We start from the raw sequence: 25,629 nt of genomic DNA, 5'->3' as shown, positions 1-25,629 counted from the left end.
TAATCCGCACTGCCTATCTGTTCATGGACAATGGCTTGGGCCAAACGCTTCAGTGAATCGCCTGATCGAAGCGAAACCGCGTTAAACTCGACCCCATGATTGTGAACGAAACCACGCTTTCCCTCGACCCTATACCCCTGCTCGACAGCCTTGCCGGCACCGATAACCTGCTGATCATCCAGGATCTGGATGGTGTCTGCATGAGCCTGGTGCGCGATCCCCTCACCCGTACAATGGAACACCGCTACACCCTCGCCGTGCGCGATCTGGACGGGCATTTTCAAGTACTCACCAATGGTGAGCACATCGGCAATCGGGGCGTGAACGGCCTGGTCGAACGCGCCATCGGCACGGCCCAGCTATGTTGCGAACAGGGTCTTTATCTGCCTGGGCTGGCTGCTGGCGGCGTGCAAGTGCAGGATCGCTACGGACAGGTTTCACACCCGGGCGTCAGTGCCGAGGAGCTGGCGTTCCTGGCCACAGCGCCGCAACGCCTGAGCCAATCGCTCGCACGGCTACTGAGCCAACCACCCTACAACCTGGCCAAACCTGAGATCGACCGACTGCTGGCGAGCAGCGTGCTCGACAACCCGGTTTCGCCGACCCTCAACCTCAACGCCTTTTACCACCACTGGCACGGGCAACCGGCGCTCTACGCTCAGTTGCAGGCGGATGGCGCAGCCCTTGTGCAGCAGTTGCTCGACGATGCTGCCAGGCAGGGTCTGCAACACTCGTTTTTCATCCACTACGCCCCCAACCTTGGCCGCGATGCCGAAGGCCGTGAGCGTATGCGTCCTGCACAAGCCGGTAGCGCCGGCACCACAGATCTGCAATTCATGCTGCGCGGCGCCATCAAGGAAGCCGGCGTTCTGGTGATCCTCAACCGCTTCTACTGGCAGCGCACGGGCGACTATCCCCTGAGCGAAGACTTCAACGTGCGCCAGGCGCCGACCGACACCCACGCGCTGCTGCAATTGGCCCGCGAGCGCTTCGACCCGCAGCATATGCCGCGCCTGGTCGGCGTCGGCGATACCCTGACCAGCTCACCACTCGATGCAGAGCACAGGGCCTGGCTGCGCGGCGGCAGCGATCGTGGCTTTCTCACCCTGGTACAAGAACTGGGCACGGCGTTCGGACAGGACAATCGTGTGCTGTACATCGACAGCAGCCGTGGCGAGGTGCAGCGGCCGGGGGTCGACGCCAGCTACCTGCGTGACCATCCAGCGGATCCCTGGCCAGCCCTGGAAGGCATCACCGATGCCGACGATCCGCTACGCCTGGACAGCATTTTCGTCGGTGGCCCTGAGCAGTACATCGATTTCTTCTGCGCGCTGGCAAAAGCACGCCGCGGGCGCTGACAGCGAAAACTCGAGAACCTTTGTCACGGCTCCACGTCCGAAGTTCTGCGCTTTCGCTTTCATCGCCCGCAGAGAATCCCCACGTGACGCACTCCATTGACCGCGGTTATCGCTACCTTCTCAAGACCTTCGGCTATGTCGGCTGGTCGCTGTTCTGGCTACTGATCTGGGACATCATCGTCACCGTGGACTACATGCTGTTTCTGGAGCGCAAGATCAGCCTGCCATCCATGCCCCTGACCCTGCTCGGCTCCGCGCTGGTCGTGCTCATCAGCTTCCGCAACAGCAGCGCCTACAACCGCTGGTGGGAAGCGCGCACCATCTGGGGTGGGCTGATCAACAGCTCGCGCAGCCTCGCCCGCCAGGTGCTGACCCTGATCGACGATAACGACGACGGCAACCCGGTCAAAGCGGTTCTGCTACGCCGCCATGTCGCCTACATCAGAAGTTTGTCGGCAAGCCTGCGCAACGAACCCTGCGCCGAGGAAGTCCGCGCCTTCGTGGCGGCCGACGAGTTCGAGCGGCGCCTGACCACCAACAACTTCCCCAACGACATTCTCAACGGCTCCGCCGCTATGCTGGCCAGTGAATACAAGGCCGGCCGCCTGGACAGCATCCGCCTGGCCCGGCTGGAGTCGACACTGGTCGATGTCTCCAACTGCCAGGGCGGCCTCGAGCGTATCGCTAACACGCCCCTGCCTTACCCCTACGTGTATTTCCCGCGTCTTTTCATCACCCTGTTCTGCGTGATCGTGCCCATCGGCCTGGTGGAAACCCTGGAATGGTTCACGCCGCTGGCGTCGACCGTGGTCGGCTTCATGCTGTTGGCGATCGAGCGGGTGGGCAGTGATCTGCAGAGCCCGTTCCAGGCCAGCGAGCACCAGATCCAGATGGATGCGCTGTGCGAGACCATCGAGAAGAACCTCGAATCGATGCAGCGCGATGCCCAGCGCGAACGTGACGGGCGACTCTTCGCCGGCTGACCATTCGGTCATTTTTCGGCGCAGTAGACGCATCGTTCGGGGCTTACAGATTTTTGTAGTGGCTATAAAAAATCACTACAAAACCTATTGACGACCTCTTCGCGCTTTTGCATGATGGGGTCGCCTCCCCTGACGGGAGCCCTGACAAGGGCACTTGGGCAAACTCGGTAACACCAGCCGAGCGTTCCACGATATGTACTGCCCACAAGGCAGATTGATGAAGTCGAGCGTCCTGCGAGGACGAGAGCGTTAGCGAGACATTGTCATGATGCCTGTGGCTGATCCTGCGGATCACCTGCATCCGGCCCCGTCTTCGCTGATTTCTCTCTCCCCGCATCGCCCGACCTCCGTTAGCCGCCGCTGCGTAGCGCTGCCTACACATCGCTACACGGTCATCGGCAGCACTCAAACGCCACGGGCAATGACGGCACCGCACTGCAAGCGGTCGCCCTAGACAGATCAGAGAATGAAGGGGTACACGCCATGAACCTGAACCAAAAACCGACCATCGAAGACCTCGCTCAACTGTTCGCCAAGCGCAAGGACAGCCTGGACAACCACATTCTGTGGGTGTGTGAATCGGGCGAAGTTCGCATCGACTGCCTGCCGGCGAACCAGGACGAACACGAGTTCGTCAGCCAACGCCCGAGCATGCGCACCCGTCTGCGCACCTATCGCCGCGGCCAGGGCTACGTAGGTCGCCGCGCCGCCGCCGACCGCGATTTCCTGGGCAACGTACTGCGCACCCTGGAACATGAGTGGACAGGCCAGCAAGCCAGGAAAGATCGCCTGCTCGACCGCTACTGCTGAAAAACTTCACCCGGTGGGCCACCTCGGCCCACCGCTTATACGAGACACCTGCACTGCTTCGCCCAGACATTCCCCTGTAAACTACCGCGCACTCCTGGAGGAGTCGTTCGTTACCGCGCAACACGTGATGAACGCCAAGCCATCACACTGCCCTTACGTCTGCAGTGTCTGCGAGAGCCAAGGTCAATGGACAACCTGTATCAAACGCCCAGCGCCCAACTGCTGGTCGAAGAACGCCCCCGCGACACCTTCTTCGTCACCTCCCCCACCAAACTCTATGTACTGTTCTTCATGACGCTCGGGTTCTACTCGATCTACTGGTCTTACAAACATTGGGATAGACAGCGGGCAGCCATGCGCCCGAAGAAGATCAACCCGGCAGCACGTTCGATCTTCCATATTTTCTTCATCCACTCACTGTGCCGGCTGATCCTCACACAGTTGCAGGCCAAGGGCCTGGGCGAGTGGAAGTATGGGCGCGTGGCGTGGCTTTACATTCTTCTGGTGTTCGCCAGCAATGGCCTTTCGCGTTTCGACAGCCAGGGCGGCGTAACCCTGGAAATCATGCTGCTGGCCGCTGGAACCATCCTGCCGGCGTGGCCGCTGTCGATCATTCAGGAGAAAGCCAACCTGGCCAGCGGCGATCCAGACGGCCAGAGCAACAACCGCTTCAGTGTTGCAAACCTGCTTTGCATGCTGCCGGGCATCCTGCTGTGGCTGTTGATCATCATCGGTTCCTACCTCTGAACATTCGGCTCGCCAGTTGCCTGGCTTGACGCCTCACGCGAAAGCCATCCAGTCGAGCCGATTGGTAGGCAACATCCGCAGCGACCGCTTTCTCAGCCAATAAAAAGCCCCGGCATCGGCCAGGGCTTTTTATTGGCGGTGCGGCAACGCTATCAGCGCTTGTCACCCTCAGACGGATTATTCAGATCCATCACGCTGGAAACTCGCTCCGGTGCTACAGGCGGCGCGGCTTCGACTTTAGCCTCAGGTTGAACGTCCGGCTGAGGTGCAGCCTGCTGTTCGGCCTTTTTCTTGCCAGACATGCGGCGCATCACCCAGCCGATCAGCAGAACGGGCAGGAACCACAGCTTCTTCAGCAGCACCAGCGCGGCAGCGAACAGGCCGACCTTGGCAGCCGCCTTGCCGGCGATCAGCGCACCGAGGCCATACGCCGCGACTTCGTCGAGATCCGGGTTGAAATCGGCGTAGCGGTTGCCGTCGTTGAAATCGGTCATGGCCAGCACTGCCGGCAGGTTCTCCTCGATCTGCGGCAGCTGATGCATGCCAGCGATGAAGTTCAGCACCAGCACACCTTTGCGCCCCAGCACACGGATGTTGTAGTTGAGGATGTGCTCATCGCTGTCGCCGAACTTCACTTCCTTGGCCCAGTGCAGCTTCTTGCCCTGCACGTCGTAATGCGGTTCGGACGCCCAGCCAACGATGGCGATGGGCTCGTAACCGTTTTCGGTGCGCCACTCGTTCTCGGTCTTGGCGCCATTTTGCAAATCCTTGAGCATGTCGGCGTAGTCGATATCCGCGGCATCCTCATCGGACACATAGCCGCTCTGCTCGTACTCCACGGTGACCGCCCAGGATTCGTCAGCCAAAGGCGATACACCCTTGGGCAGGATCATGCCCAGCGGCAGCTTGTCATCCGGCGGGTTGCCCCAGGCTTCTACCAGCACGCGCTCGGCGTCGGCGCCATCGAGGAACACCAGGTTTTCCGGAAGATCGAGGGTCGCCAGGTTGCTGCCGACAACCACTTTTCCGGAACGGAAATCGAGACTGTCGAGAAACTGCTCCTCGCTGAGGTAGTCACCCTCAGCGGTTTCGGCGGCGAGGGGTTCTTGCGCGTCCTGCGCGGCGGGTGCCTGGTCGGCCCAGGTCAGGGGAACTACCGTGGCCAACAGGCTGGCCAGCATCAACTCCTTGTACAACATGTAAAGCTCCATGAGATCGGCTGAGTTTCGGGCGCTAGCCTACCATCCATACTGGAATTATTTAGTAACTTCTCGTCATTTCTGGATACATCTCACAAAGCAGCGCCTGGATCGCAGGCTTGTCAGGCCCGTACGGTCAGCCGAACCAGATACAGAACCACCGGCCGAACGCCCATCACACATACGAACGCTACCGGCATCGCCAGTTGATAAGCCTCCAGCACCGCGGCCAGGTAACCATCGCTCAAGCCTCGGTTGGTGGCGGTGATTACCAGGCACATGAGAAACGCCATGATGCCGGACATGAAAAAGGCGAAGACGACCGGCGACAACCTGGCAGGCAGTTTCCAGTTTCGACGGCGGCGCAGAGTTGCTTCAGGCATGGGCAAATCCTTGGGTAAGAGGAACACCGCCAACTCGTGGCGAACCCGACCATTATCTCGAGGTTCCATTGCAGCGGGTAGCGGGCCACAGGTAAGGTCAGTACCAAGCAAACCTTATCAATCGAATCATCAGTTGAAAGCTTGACCATGGATACCCTGCGCGGCATCGAGAGCTTCGTGAAAGCGGTGGAAACCGGCAGTATCGCCGCGGGCGCTCGCCTGCTGGGCATCAGCGCCGCAGCGGCCAGCCAGAATATCGCCCGCCTGGAAGCCTCCCTCGGTGTGCGCCTGCTGACACGCACCACCCGTAGCCTGGCCCTCACGGAAAGTGGCGTGCTGTATTTCGAGCAGGTGCGCAATGTGCTGCGCGACCTTGAACTGGCGCGCAGCAATGCCACGCAACTGCATGACGATCCTCAGGGCCGGTTGCGTATCGCGGCCAGCGCCGCATTCGGCCGCTATGTGCTGGCGCCGCTGCTGCCGGCCTTCACCGCTCGTTATCCGCGCATCGCCTGCGAGCTGATCACCACGGATCGCAGCGTCAATCACATCCAGGAATCGGTGGATATCAGCATCCGTATCCCGCAGCAGTTGGAAGACGGGCTGGTAGCGCGGCATATCGCCAGCGTGCCGTCGATCTACTGCGCATCGCCGGCCTATTTGCAAAAAGCCGGTACGCCGGTCGCGCCCGAAGAACTGCGCGAGCATGACTGTCTGGCCTTCAAGGTCGCCGTGGACGGCCGCCTGATGCCCTGGCGATTCATGCGCGACGGGGTTCGCTTCGATGCGCAGATTCGCGTGGCGCTGATCAGCGATGATATCGATGTGCTCGCCAGAGTCGCCGCCAACGGTGGTGGCATCACGCGCCTGGCTGCCTTCGTCGCCGACCCCTACCTGGCGAGCGGCCACCTGCAGCAGTTATTCGCCGAGCCGCAGAAATCGGGCAGTCAGGCGCTTACCGAGCCTCTCGATTACTACCTGTGCGTGCGTGACCGCTACGAGCTGACGCCCAAGGTGCGTGCCTTCGTCGATCATCTGCAATACAACCTTCGCGACGATTGGCGGCCGTAACGAATTTGACTCGCCGAGTGAATCCGGTAGGCTCGGCAGCTCATTTGAACGGAGTGTTCCCCCATGGCCAAAGCCACTGCCCGCCACATCCTGGTTGCCACCGAAGAGAAGTGCAACGAACTGAAAGCTGCCATCGAAGGCGGTGCCGACTTCGCCCAGGTCGCCAAAGACAACTCCAGCTGCCCATCCAGCCGTGACGGCGGCAACCTCGGCTCGTTCGGCCCTGGCCAGATGGTCAAGGAATTCGACACCGTGGTATTCAGCGCTCCGGTCAACGTGGTTCAGGGCCCGGTGAAAACCCAGTTCGGTTATCACCTGCTCGAAGTGACCAGCCGCCAGGATTGATCACGCCGCGCCTGGTGCCAGTCCGGCACCAGGCCACTCTCTCGCTTTCACCGGCACGCCTGCCCAGGCGACAGAAAATGCCGGAACCGCCCCGCCACCGCACCACTCTATCGCTCCGGTAGTCCCCACCTTCCGCGAGGCCATGACATGAATCGGTTCTTCCAGGCCCTCGGCCTGCGTATTGGCGACTCGGCAAGACAGGCTCGCACGCCCAGCCAGAAGGCGCTGGGGCAATGCACTTGCGGCCAGCCGATCTTCTTCCGCAACAGCCAGTGCCTGGCCTGCCAGTCGCCCTTGGGCTTTGATCCCGAGCGGGGCCAGGTGGTCACGCTGATGGCCAGCGAGCAGACCGATGTATGGCGCGTGGAAGGCGATCCACAAGGCTGGCGCTACCGACGCTGCAACAACCTGCACACGGCTGCCGGCTGCAACTGGCTGCTACCGGCGATATACGGCCCCGGTCTATGCACCGCCTGCCAGCTCAACCGTACCATCCCCGATCTGTCGGTGCCGGACAACGATCGACGCTGGGCGCGCTTCGAAACCGCCAAACGCCGGCTGGTGGCGCAACTGCTGACCATGGGCCTGCCACTGATCAGCAAGAACGAAGACGAAACCCGCGGTCTGGCTTTCGATTTTCTTGGCCCGGACACCGACGGCCAGCAACCCACCACTGGCCACGCCAACGGTCTGATCACCCTGAACATCGCCGAAGCCGACGACGACGTGCGCGAGCAGACGCGCATTCAGTTGCATGAGCCTTACCGCACCCTGCTCGGCCACTTCCGCCATGAGGTCGGTCATTACTACTGGGATCGGCTGATTGCCAACAGCCAATGGCTGAACGACTACCGCATGCTGTTCGGCGATGAGCGTGCCGACTACGGCGCCGCACTGCAGCGTCACTACGAACAGGGCGCGCCAGCCGACTGGCAGGCTTCCTTCGTCAGCGCCTACGCCACCATGCACCCATGGGAAGACTGGGCGGAAACCTGGGCTCACTATCTGCACATGATGGACACACTGGATACCGCCTTGAGCTTCGGCATGCGCGCCGGCGACGTGGAGCTGGAGTTCCGGCCCTTCACCCGAGCGGCGCTCTATGACCCGAATGACCCGCTGGCCGATGAATTCCTGCAGTTCGTCAATGCCTGGATCGAGCTGGCCGCCATGCTCAACGAACTGGCACGCAGCATGGGTCAGAAGGATCTCTACCCCTTCGTGCTGCCCGCGGCGGTCATCGGCAAGCTGCAGTTCATCCATCGGGTGATTCAGGCCGCGTCTCCCACCACTTGAACGCGGCCGGGCTGGACTATGCTGTTGGCGTCAACTTACGGAGTATCTGCCATGGCTGATCTTGAAAAACACGGCAGCTGCCTGTGCGGCGCCATCACCCTGACCCTGCACCTAGCCGAACCGACCATCAGCGCCTGCCATTGCGCGACATGCCGCAAATGGGGCGGAGGCCCGCTGTTGGTGGCCGAGGGCGAGGACGCCCATTTCACCGGTGAGCAGCACTTGCGCGTGTATGCCTCCTCAGACTGGGCAGAACGCGGATTCTGCGGCGAGTGCGGCAGCCATCTGTTCTATCGGCTCAAAAGTGGTGGGCTCTATGCCGTACCGGTGGGTGTGCTGGATGGCGACGAGACCTGGCACTTCGAGAGCCAGATATTCATCGACGCCAAACCTGGCTACTACTGCTTCGCCAACCAGACCCGGGAGCTCACCGGCGAGCAGGTGTTCGCCGAATTCGGACAGCCGTGATGCGACCTCAATCGGCATCCAGCGACGGCCCGATCATGGCCGCCAACTGCTCGTAGACTCCGGGCGCGGCGACCAGATACGGGTTGCCACCGAGCAATCCGTCACCGCGCAGAAAGTCGCTATGGCGCCCGCCGGCCTCACGTACCAGCACCAGCCCTGCCAGGCAGTCCCAGCTTTTCAGGTGGGTTTCGTAGTAACCGATCAACCGTCCGGCAGCGACGTAGGCGGTCATCAAGGCGCCGGAGCCATTGCGCAGGAACATGCCGCCCTCGTCGAGCAGCGCGCTGATGAAGGGCAGGAAGTTTTCCTTGCCAGGCCGGTGAGTGGTACCGACACCGACCAGCCCTTCACGCACATGACCCGCCTCGTGGGCCGCCAGCGGCGTATCGTTGACGAACGCACCGCGGCCGATGAAGCCGTGGAACAGTTCATCGTGGTTGGGATCGGCGATTGCTCCGAGCAGCGGCTCACCATCCACCAGCAGGCCGATGGATACGCACCAGTTGTGCAGGCCGTTGAGAAAGCACGCCGTGCCGTCGATGGGGTCGATCACCCAGATGCAGTGGGCCTGCAGACCAGCACTGCCACCCTCCTCGCCAACGATGCCATCCTCGGGGAAATGCTCTGCAAGCTCGCCGCGAATGAAGGCTTCCACGTCCTGGTCGGCGATGCTCACCACGTCCTGCTGGTCATTACCCTTGTGCTGCACAGTCAGGCTGTTGCGCTGCGCGTAATAGGCCATGCCGTGCGCGGCCGCTTCCTGAGCCACGCGCTTGGCAAACGCGTAGCGAGCGGCCAGGCCGTCGTTGCGGTTGAATGTATCGTGGGGGCTCGACATGCTCGGGACACTCCTGAGTGACATTGGCAATCCGCCGACTTGCGATGCAGCGGCAACAGCCTCTACCCTGCGCGCTTTCTGATCGGGCTCCAGTGCAATGACCCTCGCCGACCTTCTGTTGTTCGCCATTCCAGCAGTCTTCCTCACCGGTCTTTCGAAAGGCGGCTTCGGTGGTGCCCTTGGCGGCATCGCGGTGCCGCTGCTGGCTCTGGCCACCTCGCCGATGCAGGCCGTAGCGGTGATGCTGCCGATACTCTGCCTGGCCGACGTGGTCGGGCTCAAGGCCTACTGGGGCAAATGGGACACGGCCAACCTCAAGATCATGTTGCCTGGCGCCCTGATCGGCATCGCCATCGGCTCGCTGACCTTCGAGTTGCTCAACGAGAACCTGATCGGCCTGCTGATCGGCCTCATCGCCATTTCCTTCGTACTGCTGGGGCTGCTGAAGACCGATCCGTCACCGCGCCCGCTGCAACCCAAGCGTGGCCTGATCCTCTCGTCCCTGGCTGGCTTCACCAGCTTCGTCGCCCATGCTGGCGGGCCGCCGGTGATGATGCACCTGCTGCCGCAACAGTTGGACAAGCTGCGCTACGTGGCCACCATCAACCTGTTCTTCCTGCTGACCAACGCCATGAAGCTGATTCCCTATACCTGGCTCGGTCAATTCACCCGGGAGAACCTGCTGCTCAGCCTGATGCTCGCGCCCATCGTGCCGCTCGGCGTGTGGACGGGCCTGTGGCTGCAGTCGCGCATCAACCACACCTGGTTCTACCGCATCGCCCGGTTGGGCATGCTGGTGGCAGGGCTTCAGCTGATCTGGAAGAACATCTGACAGGCCGAGGGCTATAACGCCGACAACGTACGGTACTCGTCGTGCGCGTGCTGGTCGGTCATGCCACTGATGAAATCCTGCAGCAACCGGCAGCGGTGATAGAACTCCCAGGCTGCATTGTCCGCCTCGCCGCACTCGCGCACGGCCTGACGATAGGCCTTGAGCAACTGACTCGGCAGGCGTCGCACCAGCATCTGCAGGTGAGCCTCACGGCGGCAGCGGCCTTCGGTCAGCTTCAGAAAGGTCTCGGCATCGACCCGCAGCAATGCGCCATAGTTGTCCAGCAGCCCCTGGATGATCCGGTAGCCCTGTAACTGCAAGGTTTCCACCTCGCGGTGGCAGAACACCCGCGCCATGGCCACATCCTTGAAGGTCTGCACGATGGCATGAGGCAGGCTGTCGTCCTCGATCAGCGCGCGATCCAGGGTACCGCTGTGAACCGCTTCGATATTGTCGATGAACTGGCGCGCCGCGTGCTGCACCAGCGGGTGGATCATGCTGACCCGCAGCTTGACGAAAAACTCGCCAGCCTTGTTGATCTCTTCGTGGTGATAGCTTTCCAGCGCCTGTTCGACCAGAGCGCGAAACGAATGACGCGAACCGGGAATCCGTGCATCGGGTGATTGCAGCTTTTCGAACGTGTCGATCAGTAGAGGCGCCAGTTCGGCTACGCCGAGGATGCCCTTCTCCACCGAATCCTCGATGTCGGCCAGACAATAAGAGATGTCGTCAGCCGCCTCCATGATGTAGGCCACCGGATGGCGGGTGCCAGGTTGTTGGCCAAGCGTCCGCTGCAGACCCGCGACGAAGTCTTCCTCGGAGAGATAGAACCCCGGTTTCTTGTTCAGGTAGGCATTGACGGTGCCCTTGGCCGGTTTCGGCTGATAGGCGGGGCGCAGGTACTTGAGCAGGCCGGCGGTCTGGGTGTAAGTCAGCCGCAACCGCTGCAGGTTGACCACCAGCCGCACGGCCTGGGCATTGCCTTCGAAATTGCGCAGGTCGGCGCGCATCCGCTGGTGCAGCTCACCGTTGTCCGGCGGTTGTGGCAGCGCCACGGCGAACAGCCCGTCGAGCGCGCGATCGAACCACTCGCCGATGGCGAATTCGCCAAAGTGGCCGAATGGCGGATTACCAATGTCATGCATCAGACAGGTCATTTCCACCAGGCTTTCCAGCGCGCCCTGCAGACCGTCCAGGCCGTAATCGGCAGCACGATCACCCAATTGGGCATAGAGCGTGCGGACAATGAAACGCCCGGTCTGCTGCACTTCCATGGAGTGGGTCAGGCGGCTGCGCACCGCCGCGTTGCGCTCCAGGGGAAACACCTGGGTACGCTGCTGCAGACGGCGGATGGCGGCGGAGTTGATGATGCGCCCGCGGTCGCTTTCGAAGGCGTAGAGCAGATCGACATCGGCCACGCTGCCCACTTGATCGCCAGGGCGCAAGGCACAGATCCTGTCTTTGAAATTCACCACTGGGGGCATCGCTAGAGTCTCGACCGGGCGCAGAAACCGCGAGACTAACGCGCAGGGGACGGTTTACCAAGCACCTGCGCATGGAGAGAATGGGCAATCAGTCCATCTACTTGCATGAGACCTCGCCATGAGCCGCGCCGACTTTCACCAGCAGCGAGCCGAACAGGCCACCGCCGAGGCCCAGCGCCTGCTGGCACAACAGGCGATCCTCGGGGCCGGCTGGCTGACCTGGGTCGCCAGCGAACTCTACAAGCTGACGCCCCCAGAATACGCGGCCATGGTCAGACGTGAGCTGCAACGCCTGACGTCGTCCTGAGAGCGTTTTAGCTACGCCAGCTTGCTCCCGTGCAGGCGCACGTTGAGCTCATCGACCACTGGCGCCCATTCGGCGTCTTCAAGCAGCTCTTCTTTCAGAAACGCCGCCTGGGATTCGTTCCAGAACGGCGCCTCGGACACCTTGACCTCGTCGGGCAACGGATAGTGCTCGGCAATGAAGGCGTCGATGCTGGCCGGGTCGGACTCCAGCCCCAGTTGCTCGAACAAGGTACCAAGGTCTTTGTTGGGAAGTTCCATGGGGGTCTCCATCAGGTTGGTCGGTTTTCATGCACCTGCTGAGTAGAGCGACGTTCACGAACGACAGTTCAACCTCTCCGGCCCGCGGTTCAAGGGCTGCTCGCCCCCGTTATCGACTATGGTTGAAACCAACAGCCATGATTGGGGAAGCACCATGAGCACCCGAGCTTCATGCCGCACCGCGCTTTTTCTGTCCGCCATCGCCCTGCTGCTCACCGCCTGCGCCGGCTCGCAGACGCCTTCGGCCGATAAACCCGAACGGATCGGGCGTGCCCAGGATCTCTACGAATTGCCGCCGGCCTACCAGCCCGGCACCTACCGGCATATGGACGAACTGTTCTTTACCCGTACCGTGCCCCGCGGTACGCAGGTCTATCCACTACCGGCCCGCACCGAAGTGCCCGTGCAATACAGCGTCGATGGCCAGTCGCTTGGCACCGAGGCGTTCATGCGGCGCAATCAGGTAGGCGGCCTGCTGATCATCAAGGACGGCAAGATCGCCCTGGAAAAGTATGCAATGGGCAACGACGCCAGTACCCGCTGGACATCCTTCAGTGTAGTCAAATCGATTTCCTCGACCCTGGTCGGTGCCGCCGTGCAACAGGGCAGGATCGCCAGCGTGAAAGATCCGCTGACCCGCTATCTGCCGCAGCTCAAGGGCGGCGCCTACGACGGCGTGAGCGTCGAGCAGCTGTTGCAGATGAGCTCGGGCGCAGCCTGGGATGAAACCTACCGCGACCCGCAGTCCGACCGGCGCCGCATGTTCGAACTGCAACTGGCCAACAACCCCGGGGCCCTGCTCAAGCAGATGTCCAGCCTCAAGAAAGCCCACGCACCGGGCACCGTATTCACCTACAGCACCGGCGAATCGCATCTGCAGAGCGAACTGATTCACGCAGCGACCGGCATGACCACCAGCGACTACCTCTCCGAACGGATCTGGGCACGCCTGGGCATGGAGCGCGACGCCTTCTGGCAGCTGGACAGCCGGGCCGGCCAGGAGATCGGCAGCAGCGGTCTGTCCGCGACGCTGCGCGATTACGGGCGCTTCGGCCAGTTCATCCTCGATGACGGGGTGATCGACGGCGAACGCATCCTGCCCGCCGGTTGGTTGGCGAGCGCCACTCGCGCGACGCCAGGCTCGCACCTGGAGCCCGGCAAACTGTATGACGGTGAGTACGCACTCGGCCATGGCTACCAGTGGTGGCTGTTCCCGACAGGTGCCGCAGCCCTGCCGGAACACGATGGCGGCGCCTTCGAGGCCCAGGGCATCTTTGGGCAATTCCTCTACATCAACCCCAGAGAAAAGGTCGTGGCGGTAGTCTGGAGCACCTGGCCGAAGCCGGAAATGGATGAACGGGAAATGGAGACCTATGCCTTCATAGGCGCAGCGGTGAAGGCGCTACGCTGATCGAACCAGTGTGCGGGATTCACGAAGATCGTCGATTGGGCGAACCCGGCGACGCCGTGCTGGTCGATACATCAGACTGCCTGAGGGATACCTATGATTGATTGCCGACATGGCGTTGGCTGCTTGCTGCTAAGCCTGATGCTCGCTGGCTGCGCCTCGACTTCCTGCGACGAGCCCCTGAGTGGCGACAGCTGCCGCGACCGCCAACTGCTCTACCAGAACGATATGCTGCAGGCCAAGATGCTGGTGGTGTCCGGCGATATGGAAAACCACGAGCTGGCCAGCGCCCTGCTGCGTCGCGCCGAAAGCGAAGACACGCTCGGGGAGGTAGCGTTCTACCAGGCGATTCTGATGATCCGCGAAGGCCCACAAACCGACGAGGTGCTGAGCAAGCTGGAGGCTGCCGCCAAGCATGAACAGCCCTACGCCGTGGCGCTGCTCTATAAAGTCTGGTCAGAACCCTATCTGGTCGACGAGGCCGACCCTATCCGAGCCGAAGAGTATCGTGCCGCCTACGCTGAGCTGGACGTAGCCAAAAGCGGTTATCCGTCCTTCGAGAAGGCGCTGGAGCTGGTCAATCAGCTAGTGCAGATGCCCTAAAACAATTTGCAGGGTGCCAGCGCGGCGGGGACGGATTAAAATCCGCCACCAGATTCGTCGTGCAGCCCTTCCAGTCAGTCGAAGGCTGCGCCAAGCCATCATCCGCATAGTCGAGAGAACAGACATGGGCGCACAGTGGAAAGCCAAACCTAAAGAAGCCGCCGCCAACGCCAGGGGCAAGATTTTCGGTCGCCTGGTCAAGGAGATCATGGTCTGCGCGCGTAACGGCGCCGATCCGGACATGAACCCCAAGCTGCGCCTGGCCATCCATCAGGCCAAGAAAGCCTCGATGCCCAAGGAAACCCTGGATCGCGCGATCAAGAAAGGCGCGGGGCTGAGCGGCGAGACGGTCAACTTCGAACGCACCACCTACGAAGGCTTCGCGCCGCACCAGGTGCCGCTGATCGTCGAATGCCTGACCGACAATATCAATCGCACCGTGGCGGAGATTCGCGTGCTGTTCCGCAAGGGCCAGCTCGGCAGCAGCGGCTCGGTAGCCTGGGATTTCGACCATGTCGGGCTGATCGAGGCTTCCAGCGACAGCGGTGCCAATCCAGAGTTGGCTGCAATCGAAGCCGGCGCCCAGGATTTCGACGAAGCCGATGAAGGCAACACCCTGTTCATCACCGAACCGACCGATCTCGACCTGGTCAGCCGCGCGCTGCCGGAACAGGGCTTCACGGTGAACTCGGCCAACCTTGGCTACCGCCCGAAAAACCCGGTCGCAGGCCTGACGCCCGAGCAGCGCGAAGAAGTCGAAGCTTTCCTGGAAGCCATCGACAACCATGACGACGTGCAGAACGTCTATGTGGGTCTGGCGGGCTGAATACGGCGAATGCGGCAATCCATCACGGTATTGCCGCAATAACCCGGTATACTGTCCGGCTTCCTTCTTTGCTGATCAATCGCAGAGCGGAATATCGCCGCACAGGAGCTGCATCTTGCACAAGTTACTCGTTCTCGCCGCCTGCTTAATGCTCGGAGCTTGCAGCAGCGTACCTCCGTCGTCTTCGCTGCCGTCCGCAGCGGCCGACCAAAGCAATATCGTTCGCAGCAACCTGGAGGCGATCCACAACGCCCAGGTCGTTCCGCTGCCACTCAATCCGCATGCCGATCTACCCCACGGCAAAGCCGACAACGCGAACATGCAGTTCGGCAGCTCGCTGTCCAACTACCGCGTGTATTCCCTGCAGCTGAAGCAGGGCGAGCGCTATCGCCTCAACGTCAACTCGCTGTGCGATCACACCTGCATGGGCATCAACAAGTTCGCCCTGAAACCGCGCGCGATCCTGATGGATGCCTACGGCACGGTAATCCCCAACAAGCCCGCACGCCCTTCGACCGTGATCGGCATGACCACCCTGGGCTGGGATGGCGAAGCACCGGAAGATGGCACCTACTACCTGCTCGTGGCCGCCGACAAGGAAGACATCGGCCGCACCATCGTCATCGACGATGTATGGATCAACAACTCGCCGCTGATGGCGGTGAAAGTCAGCCTGCTCGACGACCTGCAGCCAAAGAATCTGCACTGATCCATGCCCCCACGTACCCTGCATATCGCAGCAGCCTGCCTGTTCGATGAAACGGGCCGCCTGCTGCTGGTGCGCAAGCGCGATACACGAATGTTCATGCTGCCCGGCGGCAAACGTGATGAGGGCGAAACACCGCTGCAGACGCTGGTGCGCGAACTCCACGAAGAGCTGGATCTGCATCTGCCCGAGACGGCGTTCACGCCGCTGGGCCATTTCAGCGAAGTCGCCGCGAACGAAGCGGATACGCGGGTCGAGGCCGATATCTTCAGGGCCCAGCTCCCACACCCCGTACTGCCCGCAGCCGAACTGGAAGAGCTGCGCTGGCTGAGGGCTTTCGACTCGCGAACGGACGATCTGGCGCCGCTTCTACGCCGTCACGTTCTGCCACTGATCTGGCCAAGCGTCTGAACGTACGAATTTCCTGTTTGAGCTGAAGCAGCGATAGCCACTATCGAAGCGAATGATTTCTTCCGGCAGCAGCCAGTGAATAGCCTATGAAGCATACAAACGGCCTCGTTCACAGGTGCTCCCATGCAACGCTCCCTACTCCTCCTGCTCACGGTTTTCACCCTGCTCCTCACCGGCTGTGCCAGCCCGCAATCGGCAGCCGAACGCCCCTATACGGACGCCGAGGTCAAGCAATTCGCCCTGGAAATGCTCAGCCGTAGCGGCCTGCCCTACGAAGATTACGAGAAAATCCGCAGCGCCCTGCAGGCGCCCAACTACCGAGTATCCAACTCGATTCGTGATGTCGATCCAGCTCACGGCATCGATCCCGAAGGCTGAGTGCATCAGGTTGATCGACAGACTCGGCTCGCGTGAAGAGCGCCAGCGCCTGCGACCAGGTATCCACTGAGCCCCTGCCTTGCCGCGACGATTCGTTGATCTGTGGCAAGGCCCTTGCGCTTCCTGTCCGTAGCCTGTGGTGATCCGCTCCATATCCGCGAGGGTTCACCATGGCTATCACTTCTGCCGACATCTGCGCCGCCGCCGACCAGCTGCAAGGGTTCGTCGGCTTCAACGTCAAGACCGCCCGGCATATCGTGCGTTTCAGCGAAGACTCCTTCGGCCTCGACATCGCCGAGGACAGCATCATGCCGACCAGTGAGTTCGTCTGGATCGCTGGCGACGCTCCCGAGCTGATGACCCTCAAACGCGACCGACTGCAGCTGTTGCTCGACCTGCGTATCGATGAAAGTCTGAATATCGGCGAGCCGTTACGCATATACCTGTGTCGCGAGGATCTGCCGGAAATCAGTGCCGAACGACATCTGCAACCGACAGCCTGACCGGACGCGCCGCGCTGGTCTCGCTCGCGCCTGCAACTTAGACTGGCCGGCCCATCAGTGCCAGCCGACTGCCATGCCCCTGCTCTGCCTACTGCCTGATCATCTGCGCCCGCTGGCGGACAAGTTCTATCGCAGCCACCGCTCCGCCATGCGTACCCGCAGCGACCATCAGGTCTGGGTCGCCAGGGACGGCGAAATCGTTGCCGCACTCTGTCTGCAAGCGGCGGCTCATGGCCAGTGGCTGACCAGCCTGCTGGTCGCACCAGCCCGGCGCCAACAGGGCCTGGCCAGCGCCCTGATCGCTGCAGCGCTGAACGAGGCAGACAAGCCTACCTGGCTGTTCTGCCATCCCGACCTGCAGCCCTTCTACGAGCGCCTGGGCTTTCGGGCCTGTGTCGACTTGCCCGCGCCGCTGGCCGAGCGCCTGGCTCGCTACCGGCGTACCAAGACATTGGACGCCATGGTGCGCTGAGCAATACCGTCTATCCTGGCTTAGAACCTGTTCACGATCTGTCGACGAAATTCCATGTGCAATGACCGCAAAGTGGCGAAGCAGCCTGTCGTAGGGTGGACGACGCTTGCCTACGCGGCCCGATCCGTCCACCGCTCTGCAATCGCAATGGTGGATGAAAAGAGCGTCAGCTACGCGCCCCGATCCACCCTACGGGGTGAGCGTCCGCTTCCGCCTTATTGCCGTCGATCCATAGGGATACGGGTTCCCAAGTACACAAAGATCATGAACAGTCTCTCAGACTCTTATCTGCAAGCAACCTGCTTGCAGCTATCGAGTACGCGCATGCCCACAGCGCTGAACGAAAGCATCATGGCTACTCACGTGAAGCGTCTGCTTCGCGGCTGCGCAAGGACTTCCCACTTTCCATCCCACCCTGCTCGGCATCTCACCCTGTGCCGCCTACCGAGCCTTCGGTTGCTGGGGCTAGAACCTGCTGTTCCACGAATCCGGCAAGCCACTCCCGCCGTCACCCACTGCACGTCCCAAAAGAAAAGGGGCGGCCCAGAGGCCGCCCCTTCTTATCCAGCCAGGTAAATCAGTGGGCCGAAGCGCCACTAGCCCCCAGACCGGTTTGCGAACGTACGAACTGTGGCAGGAACAGCGCACGCTCTCCTGCGGCCGATTCGGACTTGTCGGTGATCGAGAAGAACCAGATCCCTACGAAGGCCACGATCATGGAGAACAGTGCCGGGTATTCGTACGGGAAGATCGCCTTCTCGTGGCCGAGCACCGAGACCCACACAGTCGGGCCGAGGATCATCAGCACCACTGCGGTGATCAGGCCCAGCCAGCCGCCGATCATGGCGCCACGGGTGGTCAGGTTCTTCCAGTACATGCTGAGGAACAGCACAGGGAAGTTACAGCTCGCCGCGATGGAGAACGCCAGGCCCACCATGAAGGCGATGTTCTGCTTCTCGAAGGCGATACCCAGACCGATGGCCAGCACACCCAGGCACACGGTGGTGATCTTCGAGACGCGCAGTTCATCCTTCTCGTTGACGTTGCCCTTCTTGATCACGCTGGCGTACAGGTCGTGGGATACCGCCGAGGCACCAGCCAGGGTCAGCCCCGCTACCACCGCGAGGATGGTGGCGAAGGCCACGGCCGAGATGAAGCCCAGGAATATGCTGCCACCCACCGCGTTGGCCAGGTGAACCGCCGCCATGTTGTTGCCGCCCAGCAGTGCACCAGCAGCGTCCTTGAAGGCCGGATTGGTGCTGACCAGCAGGATCGCGCCGAAGCCGATGATGAAGGTCAGGATGTAGAAGTAACCGATGAAGCCGGTGGCGTAGAAAACCGATTTGCGGGCTTCCTTGGCATCGCCAACGGTGAAGAAGCGCATGAGGATGTGCGGCAGACCCGCAGTACCGAACATCAGCGCCAGGCCGAGGGAAATCGCCGAGATCGGATCCTTCACCAGGCCGCCGGGGCTCATGATCGCTTCACCGCTGGCGTGAACCTTGATGGCTTCCGTGAACAGGGTATTGAAGTTGAAGCCAACGTGCTTCATCACCATGAACGCCATGAACGACGCACCGGAGAGCAGCAGCACCGCCTTGATGATCTGTACCCAGGTGGTGGCCAGCATGCCGCCGAACAGCACGTACATCACCATTAGGATACCGACCAGCACGACCGCAACGTGGTAATCGAGGCCGAACAGCAGCTCGATCAGCTTGCCGGCACCGACCATCTGCGCGATCAGGTAGAAGGCCACCACCACCAGCGAGCCACTGGCTGACAGCGTGCGGATTTCCTTCTGTTTGAGGCGATAGGACGCCACGTCGGCAAAGGTGTACTTGCCCAGGTTGCGCAGGCGCTCGGCGATCAGGAAGAGAATCACCGGCCAGCCGACCAGGAAGCCGATGGAGTAGATCAGGCCGTCATAGCCCGACGTGAACACCAGCGCGGAAATACCCAGAAAGGACGCCGCCGACATATAGTCACCAGCGATTGCCAGGCCATTCTGGAAGCCTGTGATACCGCCCCCGGCGGTATAGAAATCAGACGTCGACTTGCTGCGCTTGGAAGCCCAGTAAGTGATGCACAGCGTGCCACCGACGAAAGCAAGGAACATCAGGATAGCGGGAGTATTGACCGCCTGACGCTGCACCTCACCGGTCAAGGCATCGGCCCACAGAGTGGGGGTCAGGGCCATCAGGGCCAAAGCGGAGAGAATACGGCCGATCATTTGCCCGCCTCATCCAGGATTACCTGGTTCAGGTTGTCGAATTCGCTGTTGGCACGACGTACATAGATGCCGGTCAGCACGAAAGCCGAGAGGATCACGCCGACACCGACGGGAATTCCCCAGGTGATCGGAGAGTCGGGGTTGATGCGGGTTCCGAGCCAGCCGGGCACGAAGGCGATGAGCAGGATGAAGCCGACGTAGATGGCAAGCATGATGGCGGAAAGTATCCAGGCGAATCGCTCACGCTTGGCTACTAACTCCTTGAAATGCGGACTTTGCTCGATCCGCCGATAAATGCTGTCGTTCATTTTATTGTTATCCTCACCCAGCAGGATGCTGGTTGGGATAACTGTAAATCGGCGCTCAGCCTGCGACAGACGACCTTAGTCGAAGCCCCCGAGCTTTTTAGACCAAAGTCTAATGCCTGGCCCCTAGTCAGCGCCGCTGCTGATACTGCTGCGACCCCTGCCCCGGATACCGCTGAATCTCATAGCCGTTCGGGTATTCGATGCTCTGGCGGATGCCTCCACGGGTCTCGAAGGTCGAGCTGCGCCGGCCACTTTCATAACGGCTCGAGCCGATATCCCGCGGGATGTGCCGGCCACCGTGAATGTCGTAGCGCTCCTGGCGCTCATAGCTGTCGATACTACCGCTGGCGCCTGGGCTTACATAGGCTTTGGGAATCACGCGGATAGTCTGCGGGGCGCGCTCATCCGCCCACGCGGTCGTACCGGCAAGGAAAGCCAGCAGCAGGGTGAAACTGATCAGTGATTTCATCTCGAGCTCCGATAACTACAGTACGCGTCAGGCAACGGTACCTGCCCCATTCCTACCTGAGACCCTATCCAGCCCGGATCATTTCCGGCCAAGCGCCTCGCCGATCCCGTAAAAGTGACCGCCGGCCACATGGTGGATACTGCGCCAGGCCGGATCGGCGTCTTCGAAGTGCCAACGCCCATCGCGGAATACCCGCGAATCGGCCCAGGCGCCGATCACCTCGCCAATGAACAGGTCATACATCTGCTGGTTGTGCGGCTCAGCGATCAAGCGACAGACCAGCCACGCCGAGCAGCCCTCTACGAACGGCAGACCCTGATCGCCCAGGGTGAAGAGTTGCACGCCGGAATTGGCCAACTTGTCGGCCTCGTCGTTCAAGCTGCGGGAGCCAAGCTGGTGGGTCAATTCCAATTGCGCAGCCGTGGGTACCTGGATAACGAACTGACCACTACGCTCGATCAGCACACGAGTCGCAGTGATCTTGTCCAGCACCACGGTGAGCTTGGGCGGATCGAAATCCAGGGCACAGGCCCAGGCGGCGGCCATCACGTCGTCAACGCCGTCGTGCCGCGCGGACACCAGCACCGTGGGGCCGTGGTTGAGCAAGCGGTAGGCCTTGTCCAGACTCACGGGCTTGATCGGCTTATCCATGAAAGTACCTCTCTGAAATACCAGAGCGGCAATGTACAACATCGGTCGTCGCGAGCCAGGCTCCGGGCTGGCCAGAAACAAGTTGATCGACAGACTGCCCCTGGCGCCCCAGGCACACTAGAATCGACGCCCGTGCCGGCTTTGATTTAGCCCTCCATCCCATTCGGGCGCCGCGTGACGTCAGACGTCGAGCGCCTGTCAGCAACCAGTGGTGACACCATGATCGAGGTAACCGAAGTTTCCATTGCCCAACTGCGCGCCGCGCTCGAAGCGGGTCGCGTCACGGCGGTCGAATTGGTCAAGGCCTACCTCGCCAGGATCGACGCCTACGACGGCCCGCAGACGCCCACCGCGCTGAATGCCGTGGTGGTACGCAACCCGGATGCGCTGCTCGAAGCCGAAGCCTCCGATGCCCGCCGCGCCCGAGGCGAAACCCTGGGCCCGCTCGATGGCATTCCCTACACGGCCAAGGACAGCTACCTGGTCAAGGGGCTGACTGCGGCCTCTGGCAGCCCGGCCTTCAAGGATCTGCTCGCCCACCGCGATGCCTTTACCGTCGAACGCCTGCGCGCTGCCGGTGCCATCTGCCTGGGCAAGACCAATATGCCGCCCATGGCCAACGGTGGCATGCAGCGTGGTGTCTACGGCCGCGCCGAAAGCCCGTACAACGCCGACTACCTGACCGCTCCATTCGCCTCGGGCTCATCGAACGGCGCTGGCACCGCGACGGCCGCCAGTTTCGCCGCCTTCGGTCTGGCCGAAGAAACCTGGTCGAGCGGTCGCGGGCCGGCTTCCAACAACGGTCTGTGCGCCTACACGCCGTCGCGCGGGGTGATCTCGGTGCGCGGCAACTGGCCGCTGACGCCGACCATGGACGTGGTGGTGCCCTATGCGCGGAGCATGGCGGATCTGCTCGAAGTGCTGGACGTGGTCGTCGCCGACGACCCCGACACCCGTGGCGACCTGTGGCGCCTGCAACCCTGGGTGCCGATCCCCAGCGCCTCCTCGGTCAGGCCCGATTCCTACCGGGCACTGGCCGCGAATGCTGGCGTGCTCGCCGGCAAACGCTTTGGCGTACCGCGCATGTTCATCAATGCCGACCCCGAAGCGGGCACCAGTGAGTCGCCGGGCATCGGCGGGCCGACCGGGCAGCGAATTCATACCCGTGCCTCGGTGATCGCGCTGTGGGAGAAAGCCCGCCAGGCGCTCGAGAGTGCCGGGGCCGAAGTGGTCGACGTGGATTTCCCGCTGGTTTCCAACTGCGAAGGTGATCGCCCTGACGCCTCGACGGTGTTCAACCGCGGCCTGGTCACCAGGGAGTTTCTGCATGACGAGCTATGGGAGTTGTCGGCCTGGGCCTTCGATGATTTTCTGCGCGCCAATGGCGACCCCAAGCTGAATCGGCTCGCCGATGTGGACGGCTCGCAGATTTTCCCGCACGACCCAGGCACCCTGCCCAACCGTGAGGACGATCTTGCCGCTGGCATGGACGAGTACGTACGCATGGCCGAGCGCGGCATCACCCCATGGCACGAGATTGCCACGCTGCCCGATGGCCTGCGCGGGCTGGAGAAAACCCGGCAGATCGATCTCGAGCAATGGATGGATCAACTGGGACTCGACGCTGTGCTGTTCCCCACTGTCGCCGATGTGGGGCCTGCGGATGCCGATGTGAACCCAGCCTCTGCGGACATCGCCTGGAGCAATGGCATCTGGGTCGCCAACGGCAACCTCGCCATCCGCCACCTTGGCGTGCCCACGGTCACCGTGCCGATGGGCGTGATGGCGGATATCGGCATGCCCGTGGGACTGACCTTCGCCGGCCGCGCCTACGACGACTCGGCGCTGCTGCGCCTGGCCTGCGCCTACGAATCGACCGGTTCGAAACGCCAGATTCCACCGCGCACCCCGCCGCTATCAGAGAGCCCGTGATCGAGTCAGGCACATACCTGTGCCATCAGGTCATTGCGCAACGATCCACGTAAACGGCGTGCCTGGATAGCGCGAGAATGCCCTGCTGCCAAGCGCAGTCGATATAAAGAAAGGAGCGATAGATTGTCGAGCAAAGGTAAGAATCTGGAAGCGATCGATATTTCGATCGCCTGGGACGGATTCAAGGCATTCCTGCCCATTTCGGCCTTCGTCATTCTGTTCGGCCTGGCCTTCGGGCTTGCCGCCACGCAGTCGGGGCTGAGCATTGATACCAGCATTGCCATGAGCGCACTGGTGTTCGCGGGAGCGTCACAGTTCGCAGCGTTGGATCTGTGGGGAACTCACATACCGCTGGTGCCCTTGGCGCTGACGGTATTTGCGATCAACGCCCGCCATCTGCTGATGGGCGCAACACTGTATCCCTGGCTGAGCAACCTGCCGCCAGCAAAGCGCTACGGCGTCATGCTCGTCGCATCCGACGCCAACTGGGCGATGTCGATGCAGGCGTTCGGCCGCGGGGAGCCAGGCCTGGGGCTTCTGCTCGGTGGCGGCCTGGCGCTGTGGTCAGCCTGGATCCTGGGAACCTGGCTGGGTATCTACTTCGGCAGCGCCATCGATGATCCGGTGAGTTTCGGCCTGGATATGGTCATGGGCTGCTTTCTGCTGGCCATGGTCGTAGGTGGGCAGAAGAACCTGCGGATCCTGGTCATCTGGGCAGTCGCCGCATGCGCCTCCCTGCTGGCCTACTGGTACATGCCCAGCAATAGCCATGTGGTCGTCGGCGCACTGGCGGGCGGCATGCTCGGTGCCTTGTGGATGGAGAAAAAAGCATGATGATCGAATCGGCCGGCAGCGGAGCCATGATCGTTGTCGCCGTCATGGCGGTGGTAACACTTGCAACGCGCTGGGGCGGCATTTTCGTCATGTCGTTCGTACCAATAAACGTCAGAACCCAGCAGTTCATCAGTGCCATGTCCGGCTCCGTACTGGTGGCACTGCTAGCGCCTTTGGCCCTGGAAGGTGACAGCGGTGCACGACTGGCATTGTTGACCACGGCGATCGTCATGCTGCTGGTCAAGAAACCGCTTCCGGCGATTGCGGCAGGGATACTCGTTGCCGCCCTCGTCAGGCAACTTGGGCCGTGACTCAGTAGATTGGCGCATTAGCCAGCCCACGGATGCACCTCGTTATGGCGCGCCAAACGTTGCGTGCCCGAAGATACGTGTGCCGTCGGTATGAGCACCAAAGCGAAGGGAGGCCTGCATAAGGGGAAGTTCATGGGCGGACATCTTGAAGCTACAGCTAGCAACCCATAGCTGACGCCACACTATGGAAGCGACATCACGTCTCGTTTCTCTTTCAGAAAATCGAGCAATACACGTACTTTGGAGGGCATCTGCTCCCGTGAGGGCGAATACAGGTAGAAGCCGTCCTGGTTGTAGGCCCAGTCGCGAAGAACCTGGACAAGGCGGCCATCAGCCAAATGCTGCTGAATGGCGATATCGACGTGCTGGATCAGCCCAACTCCCTGGACTGCTGCTCGTGTCATGTTCTGGTCGTCGTTGGTTGTGAAGTTCCCGGCTACGGACTGGGTGAAGTACCGCCCCTTACTGCCAGGTTCGTTGAAATTCCAGTTACGGAGCGCACCACTGCCTGAGTTTCGGTAGTTGATGCAGTTGTGTTGTATCAAGTCTTCGGGGGTCCCCGGTACTCCGTGCCGTTCGAAGTAGGCTGGCGAGCCAACGACCACCATGGATATCGCGGAACTGATCGGGACGGCAACGACGTGCTCCGCAAGGCTGTGCCCCAAGCGAATACCGACATCGCAGCCATCGGCGATGATGTTCGACAGGGTGTCGTCCATGATCAATTCGACCCTGACTTGCGGATAACGTCCGTAGAACTCCGCCAGGTGGGGTTCCAACAGCGCCTTCGCCGCCAGGCGCGATGTATTGACCCGAATCAGGCCGGCTGGCGCACCACCGGTCTCGGCCAGGTTGCGAACCGCATGCTCGATCTGGCTCAGCGTGGGCTGCAAGGTGTCGAGCAGTTGCTGCCCTGCCTCGGTCAGGGACATATCGCGGGTAGTGCGGTAAAGCAACCGTACGCCCAGCTGACGCTCAAGAGACTTGAGGTTTTGCGACAGGGCAGCCCTCGACACGCCCATTTCCTCGGCCGCGCGCGTGAAGCTGCCGTGGCGAGCGATGTGAGCGAACCATGCGAGTGAGGGAAGCAGGGACGGATTCATGGGGGCATTGTAAACGCATGCTTATCAGTCATGTCGAAATTGCGGCCTTCTAGATGCTCAGTCCAAGGCGTACCTTCTTTCGTCAGAGAGGGCAGAAGCTCGA

General features: G+C 61.6%; 31 protein-coding genes. 21 read left to right on the top strand and 10 right to left on the bottom strand.

What is annotated here, in order from left to right; all coding sequences use genetic code 11:
* Positions 1 to 95 precede the first annotated feature (95 nt).
* From stpA to DNK10_RS06850, 4 genes are all read left to right on the top strand, one after another.
* A complete protein-coding gene (gene stpA / locus DNK10_RS06865; protein WP_131191013.1) occupies positions 96 to 1,358 on the top strand; it encodes a glucosylglycerol 3-phosphatase in 1,263 nt (420 codons plus the stop codon).
* Between the two features lie 83 nt (positions 1,359 to 1,441).
* Positions 1,442 to 2,341, top strand: a complete 900-nt coding sequence (locus tag DNK10_RS06860) for a bestrophin family protein (protein ID WP_131191012.1) — start codon at positions 1,442 to 1,444, stop codon at positions 2,339 to 2,341.
* A 483-nt stretch (positions 2,342 to 2,824) separates the two neighbouring features.
* Positions 2,825 to 3,151: a hypothetical protein gene (locus DNK10_RS06855; RefSeq protein ID WP_131178409.1), complete on the top strand. Its 327-nt coding sequence runs from the start codon at positions 2,825 to 2,827 to the stop codon at positions 3,149 to 3,151.
* A gap of 186 nt (positions 3,152 to 3,337) precedes the next feature.
* Entirely contained in the window at positions 3,338 to 3,898 is a 561-nt protein-coding gene (locus DNK10_RS06850) for an MFS transporter permease (RefSeq protein WP_131178410.1), read from the top strand.
* 152 nt (positions 3,899 to 4,050) lie between these two features.
* On the opposite strand, the gene DNK10_RS06845 is transcribed toward DNK10_RS06850, so the two are convergent.
* Positions 4,051 to 5,097 (bottom strand): DUF2167 domain-containing protein, encoded by a 1,047-nt coding sequence (locus DNK10_RS06845; RefSeq protein ID WP_131191011.1) that lies wholly within the window; start codon positions 5,095 to 5,097, stop codon positions 4,051 to 4,053.
* A 122-nt stretch (positions 5,098 to 5,219) separates the two neighbouring features.
* On the bottom strand, positions 5,220 to 5,480 hold the full coding sequence (locus DNK10_RS06840) for a DUF2798 domain-containing protein (protein ID WP_131178412.1): 261 nt from the start codon (positions 5,478 to 5,480) through the stop codon (positions 5,220 to 5,222).
* A 147-nt stretch (positions 5,481 to 5,627) separates the two neighbouring features.
* On the opposite strand from DNK10_RS06840, the gene DNK10_RS06835 reads away from it, so the two are divergent.
* The 4 genes from DNK10_RS06835 (at position 5,628) to DNK10_RS06820 (ending at position 8,660) form a co-directional block, all read left to right on the top strand.
* On the top strand, positions 5,628 to 6,551 hold the full coding sequence (locus tag DNK10_RS06835; RefSeq protein WP_131191010.1) for a LysR family transcriptional regulator: 924 nt from the start codon (positions 5,628 to 5,630) through the stop codon (positions 6,549 to 6,551).
* A 63-nt stretch (positions 6,552 to 6,614) separates the two neighbouring features.
* A complete protein-coding gene (locus DNK10_RS06830) occupies positions 6,615 to 6,896 on the top strand; it encodes a peptidylprolyl isomerase (RefSeq protein ID WP_070886824.1) in 282 nt (93 codons plus the stop codon).
* 147 nt (positions 6,897 to 7,043) lie between these two features.
* Positions 7,044 to 8,192, top strand: a complete 1,149-nt coding sequence (locus DNK10_RS06825; RefSeq protein ID WP_131178414.1) for a zinc-binding metallopeptidase family protein — start codon at positions 7,044 to 7,046, stop codon at positions 8,190 to 8,192.
* A 51-nt stretch (positions 8,193 to 8,243) separates the two neighbouring features.
* Positions 8,244 to 8,660 (top strand): GFA family protein, encoded by a 417-nt coding sequence (locus DNK10_RS06820; protein WP_131178415.1) that lies wholly within the window; start codon positions 8,244 to 8,246, stop codon positions 8,658 to 8,660.
* A gap of 7 nt (positions 8,661 to 8,667) precedes the next feature.
* Here the strand turns inward: DNK10_RS06820 and DNK10_RS06815 are convergent, their stop codons facing one another.
* Complete coding sequence (locus tag DNK10_RS06815; protein WP_131191009.1) at positions 8,668 to 9,498, bottom strand: inositol monophosphatase family protein; 831 nt, start codon at positions 9,496 to 9,498, stop codon at positions 8,668 to 8,670.
* Between the two features lie 97 nt (positions 9,499 to 9,595).
* On the opposite strand from DNK10_RS06815, the gene DNK10_RS06810 reads away from it, so the two are divergent.
* On the top strand, positions 9,596 to 10,330 hold the full coding sequence (locus DNK10_RS06810) for a sulfite exporter TauE/SafE family protein (RefSeq protein WP_131178417.1): 735 nt from the start codon (positions 9,596 to 9,598) through the stop codon (positions 10,328 to 10,330).
* Between the two features lie 11 nt (positions 10,331 to 10,341).
* Here DNK10_RS06810 and dgt read toward each other — a convergent pair whose 3' ends face one another.
* Positions 10,342 to 11,814 (bottom strand): dGTPase, encoded by a 1,473-nt coding sequence (gene dgt, locus DNK10_RS06805; RefSeq protein ID WP_131191008.1) that lies wholly within the window; start codon positions 11,812 to 11,814, stop codon positions 10,342 to 10,344.
* A 118-nt stretch (positions 11,815 to 11,932) separates the two neighbouring features.
* Between dgt and DNK10_RS06800 the strand changes: the two genes are divergently transcribed.
* Positions 11,933 to 12,121, top strand: coding sequence for a hypothetical protein (locus DNK10_RS06800; RefSeq protein ID WP_131191007.1), 189 nt, complete (start codon positions 11,933 to 11,935; stop codon positions 12,119 to 12,121).
* An 11-nt stretch (positions 12,122 to 12,132) separates the two neighbouring features.
* Here the strand turns inward: DNK10_RS06800 and DNK10_RS06795 are convergent, their stop codons facing one another.
* Positions 12,133 to 12,378 carry a DUF2789 domain-containing protein gene (locus tag DNK10_RS06795; protein ID WP_131178420.1) on the bottom strand — a complete coding sequence of 82 codons (246 nt, stop codon included), beginning with the start codon at positions 12,376 to 12,378 and terminating at the stop codon, positions 12,133 to 12,135.
* Positions 12,379 to 12,532: 154 nt separating this feature from the next.
* Between DNK10_RS06795 and DNK10_RS06790 the strand changes: the two genes are divergently transcribed.
* The 8 genes from DNK10_RS06790 (at position 12,533) to DNK10_RS06755 (ending at position 17,685) form a co-directional block, all read left to right on the top strand.
* Positions 12,533 to 13,789, top strand: a complete 1,257-nt coding sequence (locus DNK10_RS06790) for a serine hydrolase domain-containing protein (RefSeq protein ID WP_131191006.1) — start codon at positions 12,533 to 12,535, stop codon at positions 13,787 to 13,789.
* A 93-nt stretch (positions 13,790 to 13,882) separates the two neighbouring features.
* The gene (locus DNK10_RS06785) at positions 13,883 to 14,389 is read left to right on the top strand and encodes a hypothetical protein (RefSeq protein WP_131191005.1); all 507 of its coding nucleotides are present in this window, start codon (positions 13,883 to 13,885) and stop codon (positions 14,387 to 14,389) included.
* A 124-nt stretch (positions 14,390 to 14,513) separates the two neighbouring features.
* Positions 14,514 to 15,215 (top strand): YebC/PmpR family DNA-binding transcriptional regulator, encoded by a 702-nt coding sequence (locus DNK10_RS06780; protein WP_131191004.1) that lies wholly within the window; start codon positions 14,514 to 14,516, stop codon positions 15,213 to 15,215.
* Positions 15,216 to 15,330: 115 nt separating this feature from the next.
* Positions 15,331 to 15,924, top strand: a complete 594-nt coding sequence (locus DNK10_RS06775; RefSeq protein ID WP_131191003.1) for a hypothetical protein — start codon at positions 15,331 to 15,333, stop codon at positions 15,922 to 15,924.
* Between the two features lie 3 nt (positions 15,925 to 15,927).
* A complete protein-coding gene (locus tag DNK10_RS06770; protein ID WP_131191002.1) occupies positions 15,928 to 16,332 on the top strand; it encodes an NUDIX hydrolase in 405 nt (134 codons plus the stop codon).
* A 123-nt stretch (positions 16,333 to 16,455) separates the two neighbouring features.
* Positions 16,456 to 16,710 (top strand): hypothetical protein, encoded by a 255-nt coding sequence (locus DNK10_RS06765; protein WP_131178426.1) that lies wholly within the window; start codon positions 16,456 to 16,458, stop codon positions 16,708 to 16,710.
* Between the two features lie 170 nt (positions 16,711 to 16,880).
* Positions 16,881 to 17,213: a DUF2025 family protein gene (locus tag DNK10_RS06760; RefSeq protein WP_131191001.1), complete on the top strand. Its 333-nt coding sequence runs from the start codon at positions 16,881 to 16,883 to the stop codon at positions 17,211 to 17,213.
* A gap of 73 nt (positions 17,214 to 17,286) precedes the next feature.
* Complete coding sequence (locus DNK10_RS06755) at positions 17,287 to 17,685, top strand: GNAT family N-acetyltransferase (protein ID WP_131191000.1); 399 nt, start codon at positions 17,287 to 17,289, stop codon at positions 17,683 to 17,685.
* A gap of 577 nt (positions 17,686 to 18,262) precedes the next feature.
* Here the strand turns inward: DNK10_RS06755 and DNK10_RS06750 are convergent.
* From DNK10_RS06750 to DNK10_RS06735, 4 genes are all read right to left on the bottom strand, one after another.
* On the bottom strand, positions 18,263 to 19,918 hold the full coding sequence (locus DNK10_RS06750; protein WP_131190999.1) for a cation acetate symporter: 1,656 nt from the start codon (positions 19,916 to 19,918) through the stop codon (positions 18,263 to 18,265).
* On the bottom strand, positions 19,915 to 20,226 hold the full coding sequence (locus DNK10_RS06745; protein WP_131178430.1) for a DUF485 domain-containing protein: 312 nt from the start codon (positions 20,224 to 20,226) through the stop codon (positions 19,915 to 19,917). Before DNK10_RS06745 ends, DNK10_RS06750 begins: the two co-directional genes overlap by 4 nt.
* A gap of 127 nt (positions 20,227 to 20,353) precedes the next feature.
* Positions 20,354 to 20,695 carry a hypothetical protein gene (locus DNK10_RS06740; RefSeq protein ID WP_131190998.1) on the bottom strand — a complete coding sequence of 114 codons (342 nt, stop codon included), beginning with the start codon at positions 20,693 to 20,695 and terminating at the stop codon, positions 20,354 to 20,356.
* A 78-nt stretch (positions 20,696 to 20,773) separates the two neighbouring features.
* A complete protein-coding gene (locus tag DNK10_RS06735; RefSeq protein WP_131190997.1) occupies positions 20,774 to 21,346 on the bottom strand; it encodes a flavin reductase family protein in 573 nt (190 codons plus the stop codon).
* Between the two features lie 219 nt (positions 21,347 to 21,565).
* Here DNK10_RS06735 and DNK10_RS06730 point away from each other — a divergent pair, with 219 nt between their 5' ends.
* From DNK10_RS06730 to DNK10_RS06720, 3 genes are all read left to right on the top strand, one after another.
* Positions 21,566 to 23,278: an amidase gene (locus DNK10_RS06730; protein WP_131190996.1), complete on the top strand. Its 1,713-nt coding sequence runs from the start codon at positions 21,566 to 21,568 to the stop codon at positions 23,276 to 23,278.
* 123 nt (positions 23,279 to 23,401) lie between these two features.
* Entirely contained in the window at positions 23,402 to 24,112 is a 711-nt protein-coding gene (locus DNK10_RS06725) for an AzlC family ABC transporter permease (RefSeq protein WP_131190995.1), read from the top strand.
* Entirely contained in the window at positions 24,109 to 24,423 is a 315-nt protein-coding gene (locus DNK10_RS06720) for an AzlD family protein (protein ID WP_131190994.1), read from the top strand. The genes DNK10_RS06725 and DNK10_RS06720 overlap by 4 nt, the downstream gene beginning before the upstream one ends.
* Positions 24,424 to 24,605: 182 nt before the next feature.
* Here the strand turns inward: DNK10_RS06720 and DNK10_RS06715 are convergent, their stop codons facing one another.
* Complete coding sequence (locus DNK10_RS06715) at positions 24,606 to 25,526, bottom strand: LysR family transcriptional regulator (protein WP_131190993.1); 921 nt, start codon at positions 25,524 to 25,526, stop codon at positions 24,606 to 24,608.
* Between the last annotated feature and the right edge of the window lie 103 nt (positions 25,527 to 25,629).

The organism is Phytopseudomonas daroniae (assembly GCF_004327275.1).
GTDB lineage: Bacteria > Pseudomonadota > Gammaproteobacteria > Pseudomonadales > Pseudomonadaceae > Aquipseudomonas > Aquipseudomonas daroniae.
Note: the sequence above shows the minus strand (reverse complement) of the source record. Positions and strands in the feature narration are given on the sequence as shown.